Genomic DNA, 17,107 nt, shown 5'->3' with positions numbered 1-17,107 from the left:
CATGCCGACAGCACTCGGTCGGCGCACGGAACTAGCGCTCATTAAGCTACCGAAAGTGACCGAAAAAATTCCTACAGGTCTGCGGTCAAAGTTCGCCTTCGCCGGCCTGGGTCGTTTTCTGCAAATGCAGCGGCTCGCTTTCCAGATGCGCAAGCCGCTGCTCGAGTTGCAGCAGGCGCTCCTGGGTGCGCGACAGCAGCTGCGCCTGGATGTCGAAGCGCTCGCGCGACACCAGGTCGAAGCGCTCGAGGTTGGCGCGCAGCACGACGCGGAAGTTCTCCTCCAGCTCGCGGCGCAGGCCGAGCAGGCCCGGGGGTAGCACCGACGCCAGCCGGGCGGCCACGTCTTCGATTTTCTGCGGGTCGAGCATGAGCAACTCCAACGCGGCGGGTGGTCGGATCGGTAAGCGGCGCCCAGTTTAGCTGCCGGCGCTGAACCGGCGGTGCCCGACGGTGATCGACGACAGGGCCGCACACGATCTGACCGTACAATGGCCGGCGATGGCCGCAACCGGCCACCGCGCGGGCACCGGCACGGAACCCACCGGCGCCCGCGCGGTCCCACCCGCGGCCCGGGCAGGCCTTGAGCAATCAGGCCCGCCGAGTTCGGCACGACCCCTGACCCAAGAACCAGAACCATACCGATGGATAGCGATTCGTTGATCGAGGCGCGCTCACTGACGCGCCGTTACGGCCCCAACCTCGCGGTGGGCGATTTCAATCTGACGCTGAAGAAAGGCGAGGTGCTGGGCCTGCTCGGCCCGAACGGCGCCGGCAAGTCGACCAGCATGAAGATGCTGACCGGCAACCTCGCGCCCAGCAGCGGCGACGTGCTGATTCGCGGCATCAGCCTGCGCGAAGAACCGCAGGCGGCCAAGCGTCATCTGGGCTACTTGCCGGAGCAGCCGCCGGTGTACCCGGAGCTGACCGTCGATGAATACCTGGGCTTCTGCGCCGGCCTGCACGGCATCGCCAAAAAGCAGCGCGCGGAGGCAGTGGCCGACGCCAAGCGCGACTGCGGCCTGGCGCACATGAGCTCGCGGCTGATCGGCAACCTGTCCAAGGGCTACCAGCAGCGCGTCGGCCTGGCGCAGGCAATCATCCATAGGCCCGACGTGGTCGTGCTGGACGAGCCGACCGTGGGCCTGGACCCGATCCAGATCCGCGAAATCCGCAGCCTGATCGCCGAACTCGGCAAGAATCACAGCGTGATCCTGTCGAGCCACATCCTGCCGGAGATCACCGCGGTCTGCGGCCGCGTGATGATCATCAACGCCGGCAGGTTGGTCTACGACGCCAGCATCGATGCGCACCTGGGGAAGAAAGGCCTGGTCGCCGCGTTCGCCAATCCGCCGCCGGCCGCCGAGCTGCAATTCGCCGGCGTGCTGAAAGTCGATACCGGCCCGGCCGGACGCTTCCTGCTGGAACTCGCCGACGGTGCCGATCCGCGCGCTGATCTGGTCACCACCTCGGTGCAGCGCAACTGGGGCCTGCTCGAACTGCGGCTCGAGACGCGCAGCCTGGAAGAAATCTTCGTCGAACTGACATCGGGTGACGCCACCCTGAGAGAAGCCGCATGAGTCCGCTGTCCAACCCGATCATCACCATCGCGCGCCACGAGGCGCGCCGCATCTTCGTGTCGCCGCTGGCCTGGGCGGTGCTCGCGATCACCCAGGTGATCTTCGGCTGGGTCTACATCGGCATGCTGATGCAGTACCTGCGCAACTATGAAACCGCCGACCAGTACACCGGCGTGTCCGACTACATCGGCGGCGGCCTGTACGGCACCGCGACGATCGTGCTGCTGCTGGTGATGCCGCTGATGACGATGCGGCTGTTCGCCGAAGAGCGCAAAAGCAATACGCTGACCCTGCTGTTCTCGGCACCGGTGTCGCTGACGGATATCGTGCTCGGCAAGTTCTTCGGCCTGCTGAGTTTCGTCGGTGCGCTGATCCTGTTGCTGGCCGCGATGCCGGCGGCGCTGCTGCCGGCCGTCCATCTCGACCTCGGTCGTCTCGCTGCCGGCCTGCTCGGCCTGTTCCTGATCACGATGTCGTTCGGCGCGGCCGGCATGTTCATCTCGTCGCTGACCAAGGAGCCGACGATCGCCGCGATCGGCGCTTTCGGCCTGCTGCTGCTGGTCTGGCTGCTGCGCATGCCGGCGCAGTTCGACAGCAGCTTCAAGAGCGTCTTCGAGTATCTGTCGTTGATCAGCCATTACCAGGATCTGATCAGCGGCCTGTTCCACGCGTCGGACGTCGTCTATTACCTGCTGTTCACCGCACTGTTCCTGTGGCTGACGGTTCTGCGTCTGGACATGGAACGTAACTAATGAAAAAGAAAAATCTCTATCTGCAGCAGGTGATCAGCGGCCTGCTGTTCGTCGCCGTGCTGGTGATGCTCGGCTGGCTGTCGGTGCGCTATGACGCGCACTGGGACTGGACCGCCGGCAAGCGCAACACCTTGACCGAAGCCAGCCAGAAACAGCTGCAATCGATGAAGTCGCCACTGAAGTTCATCGCGTTCTCGTATCCCGGCGCGGACGAGCGGGCGGCTATCGATTTCTTCGTCGACCGCTACAAGCGCGTCAAGTCGGACATCGAGGTGCAGTACATCGATCCGTCCAGCGCGCCGCAGAAAGTGCGCGAGTACAACATCGCCTCGGCCGGTGAAGTGGTGCTGGAATACCAGGGCCGCCGCGAGAATCTGCACGGCCTGTCGGAGCAGGCTATCACCACCGCGCTGCAGCGCCTGTCGTACACCGGCGACAACTGGATCGTGTTCCTCGAAGGCCACGGCGAGCGCGACACCAACAGCGCGGGGCCCGAGGCGATCTCGCAGTTCGCGCAGGTGTTGAAGGACAAGGGCCTGAAGATCCAGGGCCTGAACCTGGTGAAGACGCCGCAGATCCCCGACAACACCTCGGTGCTGGTGATCGCGAGCCCGCGTTCGGCGCTGCTCGACGGCGAAATCAAGATCATCCAGCAATACGTCGACAAGGGCGGCAACCTGCTGTGGCTGGCCGATCCGGACAACGATCCGGGCTTGAAATCGGTGTCCGATTCGCTCGGCATCACCTGGCAGAACGGCTACGCGATCTTTCCGGAATACGAGGCGCTCGGCACCGGCCATCCCGGCATTTACGCGGCGCTCGGCTATCCGCCGTCGCCGATCACCGACGGCTTGCAGCAGGTCACGCTGTTCCCGCTGGTGCGTTCGCTGGTCGCGAAGAAAGACGCGGGCTGGACCGCCGCTCCGCTGCTGGTCACCACCGAAACCGCGTGGCTGGAAACCGGCGCGCTCGACGGCGGCCCGGTGCAGATGGAGCCCGAGAAAGGCGATATTCCCGGGCCGCTGAACATCGGCATGATGCTGACTCGTGCTCGCCCTGCGGTCGCGCCGCCACCAGCTCCGGCCGCGCCCGACGCGCCGCCACCGCCGAAGCCGCAGCAGCGCGTCGTCGCGATCGGCGATGCCGACTTCATCTCCAACGCCTACCTCGGCCAGCTCGGCAACCAGCAGCTCGGCCTGAACACGATCCAGTGGCTCGCGGCGCGCGACGGCCAGATGAATGTCGACATACCCAAGGCGCCGGACGTGGATCTGTTCCTGCCGGACTGGGCGATCGCGCTGCTCGCGGGCGGCTTCGTGATCGTGCTGCCGCTGCTGTTGCTCGGCATCGGCATCGGCCGCTGGTTCGCGCGCCGTCGCAAGTAAATACGGACTCCAGCCCATCATGAAACGCGCGCATCTGAATATCGGTTTGCTGGTGATCGTCGCCGGCCTCGGCGTCGCGGTCTGGTTCGGCCAGAAGAAGGCCGAGGAGAAAAAGCCGCCGCTGACGTCGGTGGAAAAAGCCGCGGTAACCAGCATCGCGATCGAACATCCGGGCTCGCCGGCGATCCGGCTGGCGAAGCAGAACGGCGTGTGGATGCTGACCGCACCGGTGCAGGCCGAAACCGATCCTTTCGAGGTCAACGCCCTGGTCGGCCTCGCCGATACCGGCGTGCAGCAGACGCTGGCCGCAGTCGATCTGAAGGAGCTGGGCCTGGCACCTGCGCGCTATCGCATCACGCTCAATGAGCACAGCATCGATTTCGGCGGCGAAGAGCCGCTGAAATATCGCCGCTATGTGCTGGTCGACGGCAAGCAGATCGAGTTGATCGACGACCCGGGCAGCGCCGCCTTCGACGCCGATTATTCCGACCTGGTCGCGAAGAATCTGCTGCCGGCCAGCGCCGACATCACGCGCATCGCGGCGCCTGGCCTGAGCATCGAGAAAACTGCCGGCGGCGTCTGGCTCTCGCCCGATCATCCGCAGGCCCGGCCCGAGCAGCTGCTCGCCGTGATCACCGCGTGGAAGAATGCGAAGGCCCTGTTCAATGCAGCCATCGATCCGGAAGATGCCAAGGCCGAGCCGGTCACGCTGACGCTGTCCGACGGCCGCACGCTGGGCTTCAACATCGTCAGCCGCGATCCGCAACTGGTGTTGTCGCGTGCCGACCTGGGTGTGCGCTACACGCTGTCGAAGGCCGATATCGACATGCTGCTGAAGCTCGGCACGCCGGCCCCGGCCGCGAAAACGCAGACGCCGTAACAGCCGCGATAGCCGCATGCCCGAGCTGCCCGAAGTCGAAACGATACGGCGCGGCGTCGAGCCCTACGTCGTCGATCGCCGCATCAGCCGCGTGCTGGTGCGCGAGGCGCGGATGCGCTGGCCGGTGCCACCGGATTTCGCCGAGCAGCTGCGCGGCCGGTTGATCGTCGGCACCAGCCGGCGCGGCAAATATCTGCTGCTGCACCTCGACAACGGCGACCGCGTGCTGATTCATCTGGGCATGTCGGGCCGGCTGCTGGTACTCGATCAGGGCCATCCGCTGATCAAGCATGATCATGTCGATATCGAACTCGGCGACGGCAAGATGCTGCGCTTCCACGATCCGCGCCGCTTCGGCGCGGTGCTGCTGTGGCGGCATGCGGACGCAAGCCACCCACTGCTCGCCGGCATGGGCCCTGAGCCGTTCTCCGACGAATTCGACGGTGATTATCTGCACCGGATGTCGCGCGGCCGCAGCGCAGCGATCAAGAGCTTCGTGATGGACGGACGCATCGTCGTCGGTGCCGGCAATATCTACGCGGCGGAATCGCTGTTCCGCGCCGGTATCCGGCCCACGCGCGCGGCCGGCGACGTCAGCCTGCCGCGCTACCGGGTGCTCGCGTCGATGATCCGCGACGTGCTGAACGAGGCGATCATGCAGGGCGGCACGACGCTGCGCGACTTCGCCGGCGCCGACGGTGCCGCGGGCTATTTCCAGCAGGATCTGTACGTGTACGGCCGCGATACCCAGCCATGCCGAAGCTGCGCGACACCGATCAGGCGCCTCGTGATCGGCCAGCGCTCGAGCTTCTTCTGCCCGCGCTGTCAGCGCTGAGCAGCGTCTGGCCGGCGCGGCGCCGACGCGAGCGTCCTGCCGTCTGCCGCAATCACGAAGTCGACGCGCTTGCCCTGCTCGGTTACAGCGGGCAAAACCACGCTGCTGTCGGGCTCCAGAGCCGCTCCCGCTTGCAAGGCACGCTCGCGATGATCGGCCAGCGAATTGGACGGCGGTAACAGCAGCGCCTGCGGCTGACCCGCGCTGCTTGCGAGCGTGGCCGGGCTCGAATCCGGCAGATGCACCAGTTCCTGTTTGCGGTCGCGGTAGTGCTTCGCACGCGGCGAGTCGGAATCGACGACGCTGGCGTGAAACCATCCGGGACTATCCTGAACCGGCATCGAGGACGTATGGCTGTGCGCCAATGAAAACAATCCAAAGAGCAGCACCGCCACCATCGCCGCCAGGGAAATCGCGGTGATCGCAGGCCAGGAAATGCGCAGTGTCGCGGCAGCTGGCGTTGCGGCGATGCCCCGACCTTGATTCACAAGCCACCTCCAGGTTCCGGCGGTTGCCGGTCCACCCGTTCTTGTTCATCGAATGGACTGACCACAGTAAGCCGCCATGCTGGCCTGCCGCTGAACCATGACCGGGGCATAATTGCGCTTCACCCGGCGCGTGATTCGCACATGAGCTCCATTGGCACTCCGCTGTCCCCGAACGCGACCCGCGTGCTGATGCTCGGCTCCGGCGAGCTGGGCAAGGAAGTCGTGATCGAATTGCAGCGGCTCGGCGTCGAGTGCATCGCCTGCGATCGCTATGAAAATGCGCCGGCGATGCAGGTCGCCCATCGCCGCCACGTATTCAAGATGCTCGACGGCGCCGAGCTGCGCCGCATCGTCGAACTCGAAAAGCCGCATCTGATCGTTCCGGAAATCGAGGCGATCCATACGCCGACCCTGCTCGAACTCGAAGCCGAAGGCTGGAAGGTGGTGCCGACCGCACGCGCGGCCCGGCTGACGATGGACCGCGAAGGCATCCGCCATCTCGCCGCGGTGACACTGGGTTTGCCGACCTCTCCTTACCGCTTTGCCGACAACAGAACCGAGTTCGAACTCGCGGTGGAAGCGCTGGGAATTCCCTGCGTCGTAAAACCGCTGATGTCCTCGTCAGGCAAGGGCCAGAGTCTGATCAAGAGCGCAGCCGACATCCAACAAGCCTGGGATTACGCACAGGCCGGCGGCCGCGCCGGCGCGGGCCGTGTGATCGTCGAAGGCTTCGTCGATTTCGACTACGAAATCACGCTGCTGACGGTGCGCCATGGTGCGAGTGCCGACGCCGTGCAGACTTCGTTCTGCGCGCCGATCGGCCATCTGCAGATCGACGGCGACTACCGCGAATCCTGGCAGCCGCATCCGATGTCGGAGAAGGCGCTGGAGCGTGCACGACAGATCGCGGCCGCGATCACCGCCAATCTCGGCGGCCGCGGCGTGTTCGGCGTCGAGCTGTTCATCAAGGGCGACGAAGTGATTTTCAGCGAGGTCTCGCCGCGTCCGCACGATACCGGGCTGGTCACCTTGATCGCGCAGGATCTGTCGCAGTTCGCGCTGCATGCGCGCGCGATTCTCGGCCTGCCGATTCCGAACATTGCGCAGCGTGGCGCCGCGGCGTCCTGTGCACTGCTGCTGGAAGGTGATCGGGTCGCGCCGGGTTTCAGCGGTGTCGCCGAGGCACTGGCCGAGCCGGATACGCAGTTGCGACTGTTCGGCAAACCCGAGATCGTCGGACGCCGCCGCATGGGTGTGGCGCTGGCGCTCGGCGCCGACATTGATGCGGCGCGCGCCACAGCACGGCGAGCTGCTGCAAAAATCCACGTCGCGCCGGAATAGCGCGCGCCTCGATGCCGGAACTGCCCGATCTCAGTGTCTACCTGGAATGCATCGAGGCGCGCGCGCTCGGCCAGCGCCTGACCGGACTGCGCATCGGCCATCCGTTCCTGCTGCGCTCGGTAACGCCGCCGCCCGCTGCTTTTCTGGGCCGCAAGCTGCAGAGCACCGGACGCATCGGCAAGCGCCTGGTACTGGAGTTCGACGGCGGCATGCGCGCCGTGATCCACCTGATGATTCTCGGGCGCCTGCACTGGAAGAAGCCGAAAGCGGCGCTACCCAAGGGCAGCGGACTCGCCGCGTTCGACTTCGACAAGGGCACGCTGCTACTGACCGAATCCGGCAAGAAGCGTCGCGCGGCCCTGCATCTACTCGACGCGAGCGCATCGAGCGCCGAGCTGGATCGCGGCGGAGCCGAAGTCTTCGAACTCGAGCCCGCCGCGTTCGGCGAACGCCTGCAGCGCGAAAACCACACGCTCAAGCGGGCGCTGACCGATCCGCGCATTTTTGCCGGCATCGGCAACGCGTATTCCGACGAGATCCTGCATCGCGCGCGGCTGTCACCGTTCAAGCAGACGCGCGGCCTGAGCAGCGACGAACAGGCGCGCCTGTACGCGGCAAGCCGCGCGGTGCTCAGCGAATGGACACAGCAGCTGCGCATCGAGGCGGCGCACAACGGCGGCTGGCCGCCCCGAGTCACCGCCTTTCATCCGCAAATGGCGGTGCACGGCCGCTATCTGAAGCCATGCCCGGACTGCGGCTCGCCGGTGCAGCGCATCGTCTACAGCAGCAACGAGGCGAACTACTGCGCGCGCTGCCAGACCGAGGGCCGGCTGCTGGCCGACCGTGCGCTGTCGCGCCTGTTGCACGACAGCTGGCCGAAGACGCTCGACGACGCCTGAGAGGCTGTGAGTTTTTCGCCCACCTGCTGCGGACGCTGCTTCAATGCACCGGCGGGCGCGTCGGGGCGCTCGGCCTGGTGTCCGCTTCCGTCAGCTTGACCGGCACCACGATCATCTCGCGGCCCTGTCCATGGAGATGACGCTGCACCGAAAGGGGCAGCTGGTTGTGCAGCATCGAAGTGAAAAGATTCTCGTTGCGGAACACGATGCGGCTGGCGAAACAGACGCTGTCGGGATAGTCCTCGAACACCTGATCGACCAAGCTCGTCAGTTCGCTCTGCGGATCGGCGCCGTAAGACTCGTACGAAGTCGCGGCGATATTCTGACTCGCGCAGTAGCCGATGAAGTAGGCCAGCGAATTTTGCAGGCGCGCCTGCAGTGCGGCGAGACTGCGCGCGCTGTCGAAGGCATCGCGATCGACTTCGCCGACCGCGACGAAAACGAAGTTGCGGAACTTGCCCGGGAACTTGTCGAGCACCCATTCCAGCGTGCGGTAACCGGCGCCGCGGTTGGCACCGACCAGGACAATCGCGGTGCAGCCGGCCGGATCCAGCGGCGGCGATTGCAGCTCTTCAAGCCAGCTCACACGCGGCGCGTACTGATCAACGTGCGCCATCAGCCGACGCACTTCGTCGTAGTGGCGACGCACGATCACGCACAGCGCGGCGACCGCGCCGGTGATGACCAGCGTCACCCAGCCGCCGAGCAGAAATTTCTCGACGACGATCACGGTCAGCATGAACGCGGTGACCGACAGCCCCGTCAGCGACAGCAGCAGCGGACCTTTCCACTTCAAAATGTAGCGGCGCTGCTGCCACCAGTGCCGCGACAGACCGAACAGCGTCAGCGTGAAGGTGATGAACACGTTGATGCTGTAGAGCACGACCAGCAGCGATACCCGGCCGCGTGTGGCCAGCACGATCAGCAGCGCCGCGATGCCCATCACCAGCACACCGTTCTGCGTAACCATGCGGTTGGAGAGCTGGCGAAACTGGCGCGGCACCCAGCGATCCGAGGCCATGCTCGCGAGCACCGCGGGGCCGCCGAGAAAGCCGGTATTGGCTGCGACCATCAGCAGGCCCGCCTCCAGCAACAATACGGTCCCGAGCGCGATGTTCGCAGTGCTGCCGCTGCCGAAAATCTGCTCGATGATCTGGCGGAACGTCACCGCGTTCAGCGTCTGGCCCGGCGTTGGCGCCGCGTCCCACAGCAGGTACAGCATGATGATGCCGCCGGCCATCAGCGCCAGCGAAACCGCCATGTAGAACATCGTGTAGTGGCCGGTCTTGACGCGCGGCTCGGCGAGCATGTTGATGTTGTTCGACACCGCCTCGATGCCGGTGTAGGTGCCGCCGCCGATCGAATACGCGCGCAGGAACAGCGCGATCACGAACATGACCCCGCTTTCCTTCGAGATCTTCTGGGCTTCGGCCACGCTGTTCGGCCACAGCGTGCCGATCGCGTCGGCATGGGCACCGATGCCGTAGATGATCAGCGCGACATGGGTGACGACGAAGCCGAGAAAAATCGGCGCCAGCACGCGGATCGACTCCTTCATGCCGCGCAGGTTGAGCACCATCAGACCGACCACCAGCAGGGCTTCGGTGGCCAGCTTCCATCCATGCATGCTCGCCGGCAGCAGGCTGTACAGCGCGTCGGCACCACTGGCCACCGAGATCGCGATCGTCAGCACATAGTCGACGATCAGCGCGGAACCGCTGATCAGGCCGGCCTTGGCCCCGATCAACTTGGTTGCGGCCTTGTAGCCGCCACCGCCGGACGGAAACAGGTCGATGACCTGGTTGTAGCTGGCCGCGATGACGAACACGGTGACGGCCGTCGCCAACGCAAGAAACAGCGCGATATCAGTATGCTGGCCCAGCGCCAGGAAGGCTTCTTCGGGACCGTAGCAGGACGAGGACAGGCCGTCGGCGCCGAGGCCGATCCAGGCCAGGATCGCGATCAGCGCGATGTTGTGCCGGGTCTTGGGATCAAACGGATCGAGTTTCTTGCCGACCAGCACGCGGCGTGCCTTGTTCAGGATGCTCATTGCAGAAACGTCATCGCTGGCGAGGCTCGGGTGGGCGTAAAACGAGCATTGTAGTCGCGAGCGCGGCCGGAAGGCGTGGCATGACAGATGCGGTGTCAACTGCGTCCACGTATACTCCGCGGCCGTTTTAGCCATCCCTGACCAAGACCGGGCCGTCCGTGGCCCGGACTGTCTAAACGGGGCAGCCTTGCTGCCCCGTACTTATTTTGTTTCTGGTACCTCTCTCGTGATTCAGAATCTCCGCAACATCGCCATCATCGCCCACGTCGACCACGGCAAAACCACTCTCGTCGACAAGCTGCTGCGCCAGTCCCAGACGCTCGACGCCCGCGAAAACCTCGGCGAGCGCGTGATGGACTCCAACGACCTGGAGCGCGAGCGCGGCATCACCATCCTGTCGAAGAACACCGCGATCCGCTGGCTCGACAAGCGCACCAACACGCAGTACCGGATCAACATCGTCGACACCCCCGGCCATGCCGACTTCGGCGGCGAAGTCGAGCGCGTGCTGTCGATGGTCGACTCGGTCTGCCTGCTGGTCGATGCGCAGGACGGCCCGATGCCGCAGACGCGCTTCGTCACGCAGAAAGCCTTCGCGATGGGCCTGAACCCGATCGTCGTCATCAACAAGGTCGACCGTCCCGGCGCGCGTCCCGATTGGGTCGTCGACCAGGTGTTCGACCTGTTCGACAAGCTCGGCGCCAACGACACCCAGCTCGATTTCCCGATCGTCTACGCCTCGGCGCTGCACGGCTACGCCGGCCTCAGCTCCGACGTGCGCGAAGGCGACATGGACCCGCTGTACCAGACCATCGTCGACAAGGTCGTGCCGCCGAAAGTGGATCCGGACGGTCCGTTCCAGATGCAGGTCATCTCGCTGGCCTATTCCAGCTACGTCGGCGTGATCGGCACCGGCCGCATTTCGCGCGGCAAGATCAGGACGAATTCCCCGGTGTCGGTGGTCAACCGCGACGGCAAGGTGCGCACGGGACGCGTGCTGCAGGTGCTGGGCTTCATGGGCCTGGACAAGATCGAAGTGGCCGAGGCCGAGGCCGGCGACATCGTCGCGCTGACCGGCATCGACGAGCTCGGCATCTCCGAGACGATCTGCGATCCGAAGGTGCCGGAACAGTTGCCGACGCTGCAGGTCGACGAGCCGACCATGAGCATGGTGTTCGAGGTCAACAAGTCGCCATTCGCGGGCAAGGAAGGCAAGTTCGTCACCAGCCGCCAGATCGGCGAGCGCCTGCAGCGCGAGCTGCGTACCAACGTCGCGCTGCGCGTCGAGCCGGGCGAGGCGCCCGACCAGTTCCGCGTCTCCGGCCGCGGCCTGCTGCACCTCGGCATCCTGCTCGAGAACATGCGCCGCGAAGGCTACGAGATCGCGGTGGCGCGTCCGCAGGTGATCATCAAAGAGATCGACGGCGTCCTCTGCGAACCCTACGAGTCGCTGATCGCGGATGTGGAGGAAGCCAACCAGGGCGGCGCGATCACCGGGCTCGCCAGCCGCGGCGGCAAGATGCTGGACATGGTCATGGACGGCAGGGGCCGCGTCCGCCTCAGCTACATGATTCCGTCGCGCGGCCTGATCGGCTTCCAGACCGAGTTCATGTCGATGACCTCGGGCACCGGCCTGCTGTTCCACAACTTCGACCACTTCGGCCCGCAGGCGGATAACGCCGACATCGGCCAGCGCCACAACGGCGTGCTGATCTCCAACGAAACCGGCAAGACCGCGCCGTACGCGCTGTTCAACCTGCAGGAGCGCGGCCGCATGATGGTGGACCCGGCCATCGAGGTCTACGAAGGCCAGATCGTCGGTATCCATTCGCGCGACAACGACCTCGTCGTCAACGTGCTCAAGGGCAAGAAGCTGACGAACATGCGTGCCTCGGGTTCCGACGAAGCCGTGCTGCTGACGCCGCCGGTGAAGCACTCGCTGGAACAGGCGCTGGAATTCATCAACGAGGACGAGCTGGTCGAACTGACGCCGCAATCGATCCGCATCCGCAAGAAGTTCCTGAAGGAACACGAGCGCAAGCGTTCGGGCTAGCAGCCTGTTGGGCTTGCTTTTACTGAGTAGTTCCCCCTAAATTTCGCTATAGATGTAGCGGCCGTCAGGTTCGTCGGGAACCGGCGGCGTCCATATCCGGGGCGCTTTTTGGGGAATCCAATGTTTTACAAGTTTAGAGCCGCTACTGCTGCGGCCCTGATGGCGTGTGCGGCTGCCTCGGCGGTCATTCCGTCCCAAGCCGAAGCCGCCGGGCAACCTGGCTGGTACTTCGGTGTCGAGGGCTTCGGCACGCATCCCGAATCCGCCGATGCCAGTGCCGCCGGCGTTCCGGGCAGCAACGGCGTCCCCGGTACCACCGGCACCAATTGCATACTGTCGCTCGGCAACCTGGGCAATCTGGGCCTGCTCGGCCTTTGCATTCTGGGGCCGGATGTCGATCCGACAGCTCCGGTCGATGCGATTCCCGGTATCCCGGCGCAGAGCTTCAGCTACGACTTCAAGTGGGGCTTCGGCGGCGGCCTGACGTTCGGCTATGCGTTCGAAGGCGGTTTCCGGCCCGAGCTCAACATCAACTACAGCGAAGCCGACGTCGACACGATCGCGCTGACTTCGGGCTTCGGCAATGCCGACGGCACGCCTGCCGATCCATCTCCACGGAGCTACGACGGCAAGGTCAAGACGCTGCGCCTGATGGCGAACGCCTGGTACGACATCAACCTCGGCAAGCTGCTGCCCTATGTGGGCGGCGGCGTCGGCGCACAGCAGACCGACACCAGCGTTCCCAGCCTGATCGACGGCAAGGACACGACTTTCGGCTTCCAGCTCGGCGGCGGCATCGCCTACCTGCTGACCGACTACCTGACGCTGTCGCTCGACTATCGCTACGTCGATGCGGATCAGCCCGAGTACCGCAGCGCGCTGGGCCAGCCGCTGAAGACCGAATACCAATCGCAGAACGTCGGCCTGTCGCTGCGCTATGCGCTCGGCACCGGCGGCACCGACTCCGACGGCGACGGCGTGCCGGACCGCCTCGACAAGTGCCCGAACACGCCGGCGGGCGTCACGGTGTACTCCGACGGCTGCCCGACCGATCTCGATCAGGACGGTGTGCCCGATTATCTCGACAAATGCCCCGGCACGCCGGCCGGCGCGCCGGTCAATGCGGACGGCTGCCCCGCCGACTCCGATGGCGACGGCGTGCCGGACTACCTCGATCAATGCCCAGGCACGCCGCCGGGCACTCCGGTCGACACCCGCGGCTGCCCGATGGATGCGGACGGCGACGGCGTGCCCGACTACCTCGACAAATGCCCAGGCACGGTCCGCGGCACCAAGGTCGACGCCAATGGCTGCGACTTCCGCGACTCGGACGGTGACGGCGTACCGGATGCTCTCGACAAGTGCCCGAACTCGCCTCCCGGCGAACAGGTCGGCCCGGATGGCTGTCCGCTGGACTCCGACGGCGATGGCATCCCGGACTCGCGTGACGACTGCCCCAATACTCCTGCAGGTCTGAAGGTGCTGCCTGACGGCTGCGCGCCGGTCGGCGACTGCCGCAAACCGCGGCCGGGCGAGAAAGTCGACGAGCGCGGCTGCGCTCTGGACAAACGCTTCGTGCTGCGCGGCGTGAAGTTCGAGTTCGACTCCGACCGCCTCACTGCGCCCGCCAAGGTGATCCTCGGCGACGTCGCTCAGACGCTCGCAGCCTACCCGCAGATCCGTTTGGACGTCGAAGGCCACACTGACAGCCTGGGCTCCGATTCCTACAATCTCGGCCTGTCAGAGCGACGCGCCAATTCGGTCATCCGCTACCTCGATACCCAGGGAGTCGCGACGGCCAGACTCAAGGCAGTTGGATACGGCGAGTCCGTGCCGATCGACACCAACGACACCGAAGCGGGCCGGGATAACAACCGCCGCGTCGAGTTCAAAGTCACCGGCGACCAGTAGACGGCGTCGAAGCGGCGTCCAGCAATATCGGCAGAATGCAGCGATCCTGCATTCTGCCAATGGTTCGGTTCAGATCGTGTTCATTGCAAGGCGGTAGATTGAAGTCGCTTTATTGCCCTTTTCGGAGCGCTTCAATGAACTACAAATGGCTTGCCGCTGCCGTGTTGATGGTGGGTGGTATAGGTGTCGCGAATGCGCGCACCGACGTATCGATCGGAATCGGCCTGCCGCTTCCGGGCGTGGGTGTCTATTACAACGACTACTACGCACCACCCCCCCCGGTTTACGCTCCGGTGTATCGCGAACGCGTTTATTACCCGGCGCCGGTGTATTACGCGCCCCGTCCGGTGTACTACGCCCCGCGTTACTACGGTCCGCCGCGCTATGGGCGTGACGTGCATTACGAACGCGACGTCCACTACGATGGTCGTCGCGACTATGATCGTCACGTCGAGTACGATCACGATCGTCACCACTAGGTTCTGTTGCGCTGTTCGCAACCGCGAGGCACAAAAAAAGCCGGCTAAATAGCCGGCTTTTTTTATGCCTCGCCCGATATTCGTCGGGCTGTTACGCAACCGCCTGCAGGCTCAACAGCCGCACGCGGCGCTGCTGGTGGCGTAGCGTCTGTTCCAGCAGCTGCATGCGGCGATGGACTTCGCTGGTCTCCCAATGCTCCGACAACTGCTGCTTGGCGTGCTCGAATTTCTCCTGCTGCAGCCGCGCCCATTCCGAAAGCGTAGCCGAGAAGGTCTGCAATTCGTGCTCGAGCAGCAGCTGCAGATGCGCGAAGCGGCCACCCGCCTCGGCCTTGGCCAGACGCTCCTTGGCACGCTCGAACTGGCGCTGCAGCTTGGCTCGCTGGATCTGGAACTCCGGGGTACGGCGCAGGCCGCTGGTCAGGCCCAACCAGGAAAACCCGGCAATCCACCACTTGGTCGGGTCCCATTGATACCAACGCACGCCGTTGCGGTAATCCCACTGAAACAGGTGATGAAAGTTGTGGTAGCCCTCGCCGTAAGTCAGCAGCGCGAGGAAATCATTGTCGCGTGCGGTGTTCTCGTCGGTATACGGCTGGCGACCCCAGTAGTGGGCGAGCGAGTTGATGAAGAAGGTGAAGTGATGGTTGATCACCAGACGCATCAGGCCGGCGAGCACGACCGTACCCCAGAGATCGCCGCTCGCCCAGCCGACCAGGGCGGGCAGCGCGAAGTTCATCGCCAGTGCGATCGCCAGGTAGTTCTTGTGCTGCCAGCGCACGATCGGATCGTTGTTCAGATCGCGGCCGATGTTCTCGTCGAACCGGTGGCAGGGCTCGTCCCGCAGCATCCAGCCCATGTGCGAATACCACAGACCGCGGCGTGCTGAATACGGATCGTGCTGTTCGTCGTCGACTTCGCGATGGTGGACGCGGTGCATCGAGCACCAGACCAAGGTGCTGTTCTGCAGCGCCTGTGCGCCGAATAGCGCATAGAACAGGCGCAGGCTCCAGTGAGCCTGGTAGGCGCGGTGCGAATACAGGCGGTGGTAGCCTGCCGTGATCGACAAACCGCTCGCATACAGGAAGATCGCGAACCAGACCCATGCAGCGCCACTGAAATCGTAATTCCACACGTACCAGGGGAAGACGGTCAGCGCGAGCGTCGTGCTCAATCCGAAAAGAATGATGGCAGGCCAGTTGTAGGACCGCTTTTCGGCAAGCACTGGCTGGCTGGACGAATCGACAACAGGGGATGAAGACATGAGAGGAGTGAAGCCCTCGGAAAGCACCGGCAATGCGACCGGCACGCCACCATTCTATCAGCGGTTTTAGCGCACCCATGTGACAAAAAATAGTCAATAAGCTTGCAAAACTCACCGCTTGGCGGAGATTTTCGTCCGATCGCAAGGACACTGCGAAAGGACCGGCCAGAGGCGGATCCTTTTGGGCCGTTGCAGCATCCGCACTACAAGCCCTGGTCGCGTCCCGATCACCGGGCACAATGCCCGGCGTGTGCGTCAAGCTCGTATCAGATGCGAATCAGGCGGCGACACGCACCGGCGACATCAGGCCTGACGGGGTCACGATGCCGTTTTCGATCATGTCCATAGCGCTGTCGATCACCGTGTCCGCCGGCATACGGCCGGTCCACAGGCAATAGCGCATGGCCAGAAATTGGCCGATGCCGAGAATCGCCCAGGCGCGGGTGTCAGCGTCGCCCGGTTTGAAGTTACCGCTCTCGGTGGCCTCGACCAGGCTCTGCGAATAGCTACGCGCGAGGCGTTCGTGGTATTCGCGGAACACGGTTTCGTCGACGAACTGCGATTCCTGCACGATCCGGTAGCGGCCCGGGTAGTCCAGCGTGTAGCGCAGCAGCGCAACCAGCCCCTCGCGCTCGCCGGCGCGGCGGGTCGGTGCCGCGGCACCGGCCTTGGCCGCCAGCGTGCGCAAAGCGCGGCCGATTTCGCGGACCAGCGTGATGAAAATTTCTTCCTTGCTGTGGAAGTACAGGTAGAACGTACCCTGGCCGACGTCGGCACGGGTGGTGATCGAACTCACCGAGGCGGCGTGGAAGCCGCGGGCACCGAATTCGACTTCGGCGGCAGCCAGCAGTTTGCGCCGGGTCGCTTCACCGCGCGCGGTCGCGGGAACGAGGGCCTTGAGCATCAACGGAGTCAGCGGCTGGTTCATGGTAAATAGCTTTCCTTGCGAACAGTCAGTTGGATGCGCCGTCGCCGCCGCCAGGGCGGGCTCGGATTTGGCGGGCGCTTGCCCCCATGGTGCAGAGCCGTCACTGAGCGATACCTGAGTTCCGGACCAGCGGCGCAATTTGGCGGAATTTCGGCCATTCGGCGGCGCCGGAAGCGGCCCGGACGGGGTGAATTGCCTCGGGAAAGCGGGCATCGGGCATTCCGGGATGCCAGAGTGGACTCAAGCTCCATAGAATGCGCGCC

15 protein-coding genes are annotated in these 17,107 nt (G+C 64.7%); 10 read left to right on the top strand and 5 right to left on the bottom strand.

Translation table 11 applies throughout. The features are described 5' to 3' along the window. Positions 1-85: 85 nt before the first annotated feature. A complete protein-coding gene (locus JWQ90_RS03890) occupies positions 86-370 on the bottom strand; it encodes an accessory factor UbiK family protein (protein ID WP_299689688.1) in 285 nt (94 codons plus the stop codon). A 273-nt stretch (positions 371-643) separates the two neighbouring features. On the opposite strand from JWQ90_RS03890, the gene JWQ90_RS03885 reads away from it, so the two are divergent. From JWQ90_RS03885 to mutM, 5 genes are read left to right on the top strand one after another with little or no spacing between them, the layout of a single operon-like run. Then, positions 644-1,579: an ABC transporter ATP-binding protein gene (locus tag JWQ90_RS03885; RefSeq protein WP_299689685.1), complete on the top strand. Its 936-nt coding sequence runs from the start codon at positions 644-646 to the stop codon at positions 1,577-1,579. After that, a complete protein-coding gene (locus JWQ90_RS03880; protein WP_299689682.1) occupies positions 1,576-2,331 on the top strand; it encodes an ABC transporter permease subunit in 756 nt (251 codons plus the stop codon). Before JWQ90_RS03885 ends, JWQ90_RS03880 begins: the two co-directional genes overlap by 4 nt. Continuing rightward, positions 2,331-3,716, top strand: coding sequence for a DUF4350 domain-containing protein (locus JWQ90_RS03875; RefSeq protein ID WP_299689679.1), 1,386 nt, complete (start codon positions 2,331-2,333; stop codon positions 3,714-3,716). The genes JWQ90_RS03880 and JWQ90_RS03875 overlap by 1 nt, the downstream gene beginning before the upstream one ends. A gap of 19 nt (positions 3,717-3,735) precedes the next feature. Next, a complete protein-coding gene (locus JWQ90_RS03870) occupies positions 3,736-4,596 on the top strand; it encodes a DUF4340 domain-containing protein (RefSeq protein ID WP_299689676.1) in 861 nt (286 codons plus the stop codon). Between the two features lie 16 nt (positions 4,597-4,612). Next, positions 4,613-5,431: a bifunctional DNA-formamidopyrimidine glycosylase/DNA-(apurinic or apyrimidinic site) lyase gene (mutM, locus tag JWQ90_RS03865; protein ID WP_299689673.1), complete on the top strand. Its 819-nt coding sequence runs from the start codon at positions 4,613-4,615 to the stop codon at positions 5,429-5,431. Here the strand turns inward: mutM and JWQ90_RS03860 are convergent. Next, positions 5,422-5,919: a hypothetical protein gene (locus JWQ90_RS03860; protein WP_299689670.1), complete on the bottom strand. Its 498-nt coding sequence runs from the start codon at positions 5,917-5,919 to the stop codon at positions 5,422-5,424. The two genes, mutM and JWQ90_RS03860, sit on opposite strands and share 10 nt — an antisense overlap. A 141-nt stretch (positions 5,920-6,060) precedes the next feature. Here JWQ90_RS03860 and purT point away from each other — a divergent pair, with 141 nt between their 5' ends. Continuing rightward, positions 6,061-7,260 carry a formate-dependent phosphoribosylglycinamide formyltransferase gene (gene purT, locus JWQ90_RS03855; protein WP_299689667.1) on the top strand — a complete coding sequence of 400 codons (1,200 nt, stop codon included), beginning with the start codon at positions 6,061-6,063 and terminating at the stop codon, positions 7,258-7,260. 11 nt (positions 7,261-7,271) lie between these two features. Beyond that, positions 7,272-8,159, top strand: a complete 888-nt coding sequence (locus tag JWQ90_RS03850; RefSeq protein WP_299689664.1) for a DNA-formamidopyrimidine glycosylase family protein — start codon at positions 7,272-7,274, stop codon at positions 8,157-8,159. Between the two features lie 40 nt (positions 8,160-8,199). Here the strand turns inward: JWQ90_RS03850 and JWQ90_RS03845 are convergent, their stop codons facing one another. Then, the gene (locus tag JWQ90_RS03845; RefSeq protein ID WP_299689661.1) at positions 8,200-10,209 is read right to left on the bottom strand and encodes an APC family permease; all 2,010 of its coding nucleotides are present in this window, start codon (positions 10,207-10,209) and stop codon (positions 8,200-8,202) included. 226 nt (positions 10,210-10,435) lie between these two features. Between JWQ90_RS03845 and typA the strand changes: the two genes are divergently transcribed. The 3 genes from typA (at position 10,436) to JWQ90_RS03830 (ending at position 14,652) form a co-directional block, all read left to right on the top strand. Next, positions 10,436-12,262 carry a translational GTPase TypA gene (typA, locus tag JWQ90_RS03840; RefSeq protein WP_299689658.1) on the top strand — a complete coding sequence of 609 codons (1,827 nt, stop codon included), beginning with the start codon at positions 10,436-10,438 and terminating at the stop codon, positions 12,260-12,262. A 120-nt stretch (positions 12,263-12,382) separates the two neighbouring features. Continuing rightward, positions 12,383-14,173, top strand: coding sequence for an OmpA family protein (locus tag JWQ90_RS03835; RefSeq protein ID WP_299689655.1), 1,791 nt, complete (start codon positions 12,383-12,385; stop codon positions 14,171-14,173). A 134-nt stretch (positions 14,174-14,307) separates the two neighbouring features. After that, complete coding sequence (locus tag JWQ90_RS03830; protein ID WP_299689652.1) at positions 14,308-14,652, top strand: hypothetical protein; 345 nt, start codon at positions 14,308-14,310, stop codon at positions 14,650-14,652. Between the two features lie 91 nt (positions 14,653-14,743). Here JWQ90_RS03830 and JWQ90_RS03825 read toward each other — a convergent pair whose 3' ends face one another. Continuing rightward, on the bottom strand, positions 14,744-15,826 hold the full coding sequence (locus JWQ90_RS03825; RefSeq protein WP_299689649.1) for a fatty acid desaturase: 1,083 nt from the start codon (positions 15,824-15,826) through the stop codon (positions 14,744-14,746). Between the two features lie 367 nt (positions 15,827-16,193). Then, on the bottom strand, positions 16,194-16,844 hold the full coding sequence (locus tag JWQ90_RS03820; RefSeq protein WP_299689646.1) for a TetR/AcrR family transcriptional regulator: 651 nt from the start codon (positions 16,842-16,844) through the stop codon (positions 16,194-16,196). Positions 16,845-17,107 lie beyond the last annotated feature (263 nt).

Origin of the sequence: Hydrocarboniphaga sp. (genome assembly GCF_028291725.1) — a bacterium.
Classification (GTDB): Bacteria; Pseudomonadota; Gammaproteobacteria; order Nevskiales; family Nevskiaceae; genus Hydrocarboniphaga.
The sequence above is the reverse complement of the archived record's forward strand: the minus strand, read 5'-3'. Positions and strand labels throughout refer to the sequence as shown.

Coding starts and splice junctions, on each gene's coding strand:
- JWQ90_RS03890 (WP_299689688.1), bottom strand. CDS start 370: ATGCTCGACCCGCAGAAAATCGAAGACGTGGCCGCCCGGCTGGCGTCG.
- JWQ90_RS03835 (WP_299689655.1), top strand. CDS start 12,383: ATGTTTTACAAGTTTAGAGCCGCTACTGCTGCGGCCCTGATGGCGTGT.
- JWQ90_RS03830 (WP_299689652.1), top strand. CDS start 14,308: ATGAACTACAAATGGCTTGCCGCTGCCGTGTTGATGGTGGGTGGTATA.
- JWQ90_RS03820 (WP_299689646.1), bottom strand. CDS start 16,844: ATGAACCAGCCGCTGACTCCGTTGATGCTCAAGGCCCTCGTTCCCGCG.
- JWQ90_RS03875 (WP_299689679.1), top strand. CDS start 2,331: ATGAAAAAGAAAAATCTCTATCTGCAGCAGGTGATCAGCGGCCTGCTG.
- purT (WP_299689667.1), top strand. CDS start 6,061: ATGAGCTCCATTGGCACTCCGCTGTCCCCGAACGCGACCCGCGTGCTG.
- JWQ90_RS03845 (WP_299689661.1), bottom strand. CDS start 10,209: ATGAGCATCCTGAACAAGGCACGCCGCGTGCTGGTCGGCAAGAAACTC.
- JWQ90_RS03885 (WP_299689685.1), top strand. CDS start 644: ATGGATAGCGATTCGTTGATCGAGGCGCGCTCACTGACGCGCCGTTAC.
- JWQ90_RS03880 (WP_299689682.1), top strand. CDS start 1,576: ATGAGTCCGCTGTCCAACCCGATCATCACCATCGCGCGCCACGAGGCG.
- JWQ90_RS03870 (WP_299689676.1), top strand. CDS start 3,736: ATGAAACGCGCGCATCTGAATATCGGTTTGCTGGTGATCGTCGCCGGC.
- JWQ90_RS03850 (WP_299689664.1), top strand. CDS start 7,272: ATGCCGGAACTGCCCGATCTCAGTGTCTACCTGGAATGCATCGAGGCG.
- mutM (WP_299689673.1), top strand. CDS start 4,613: ATGCCCGAGCTGCCCGAAGTCGAAACGATACGGCGCGGCGTCGAGCCC.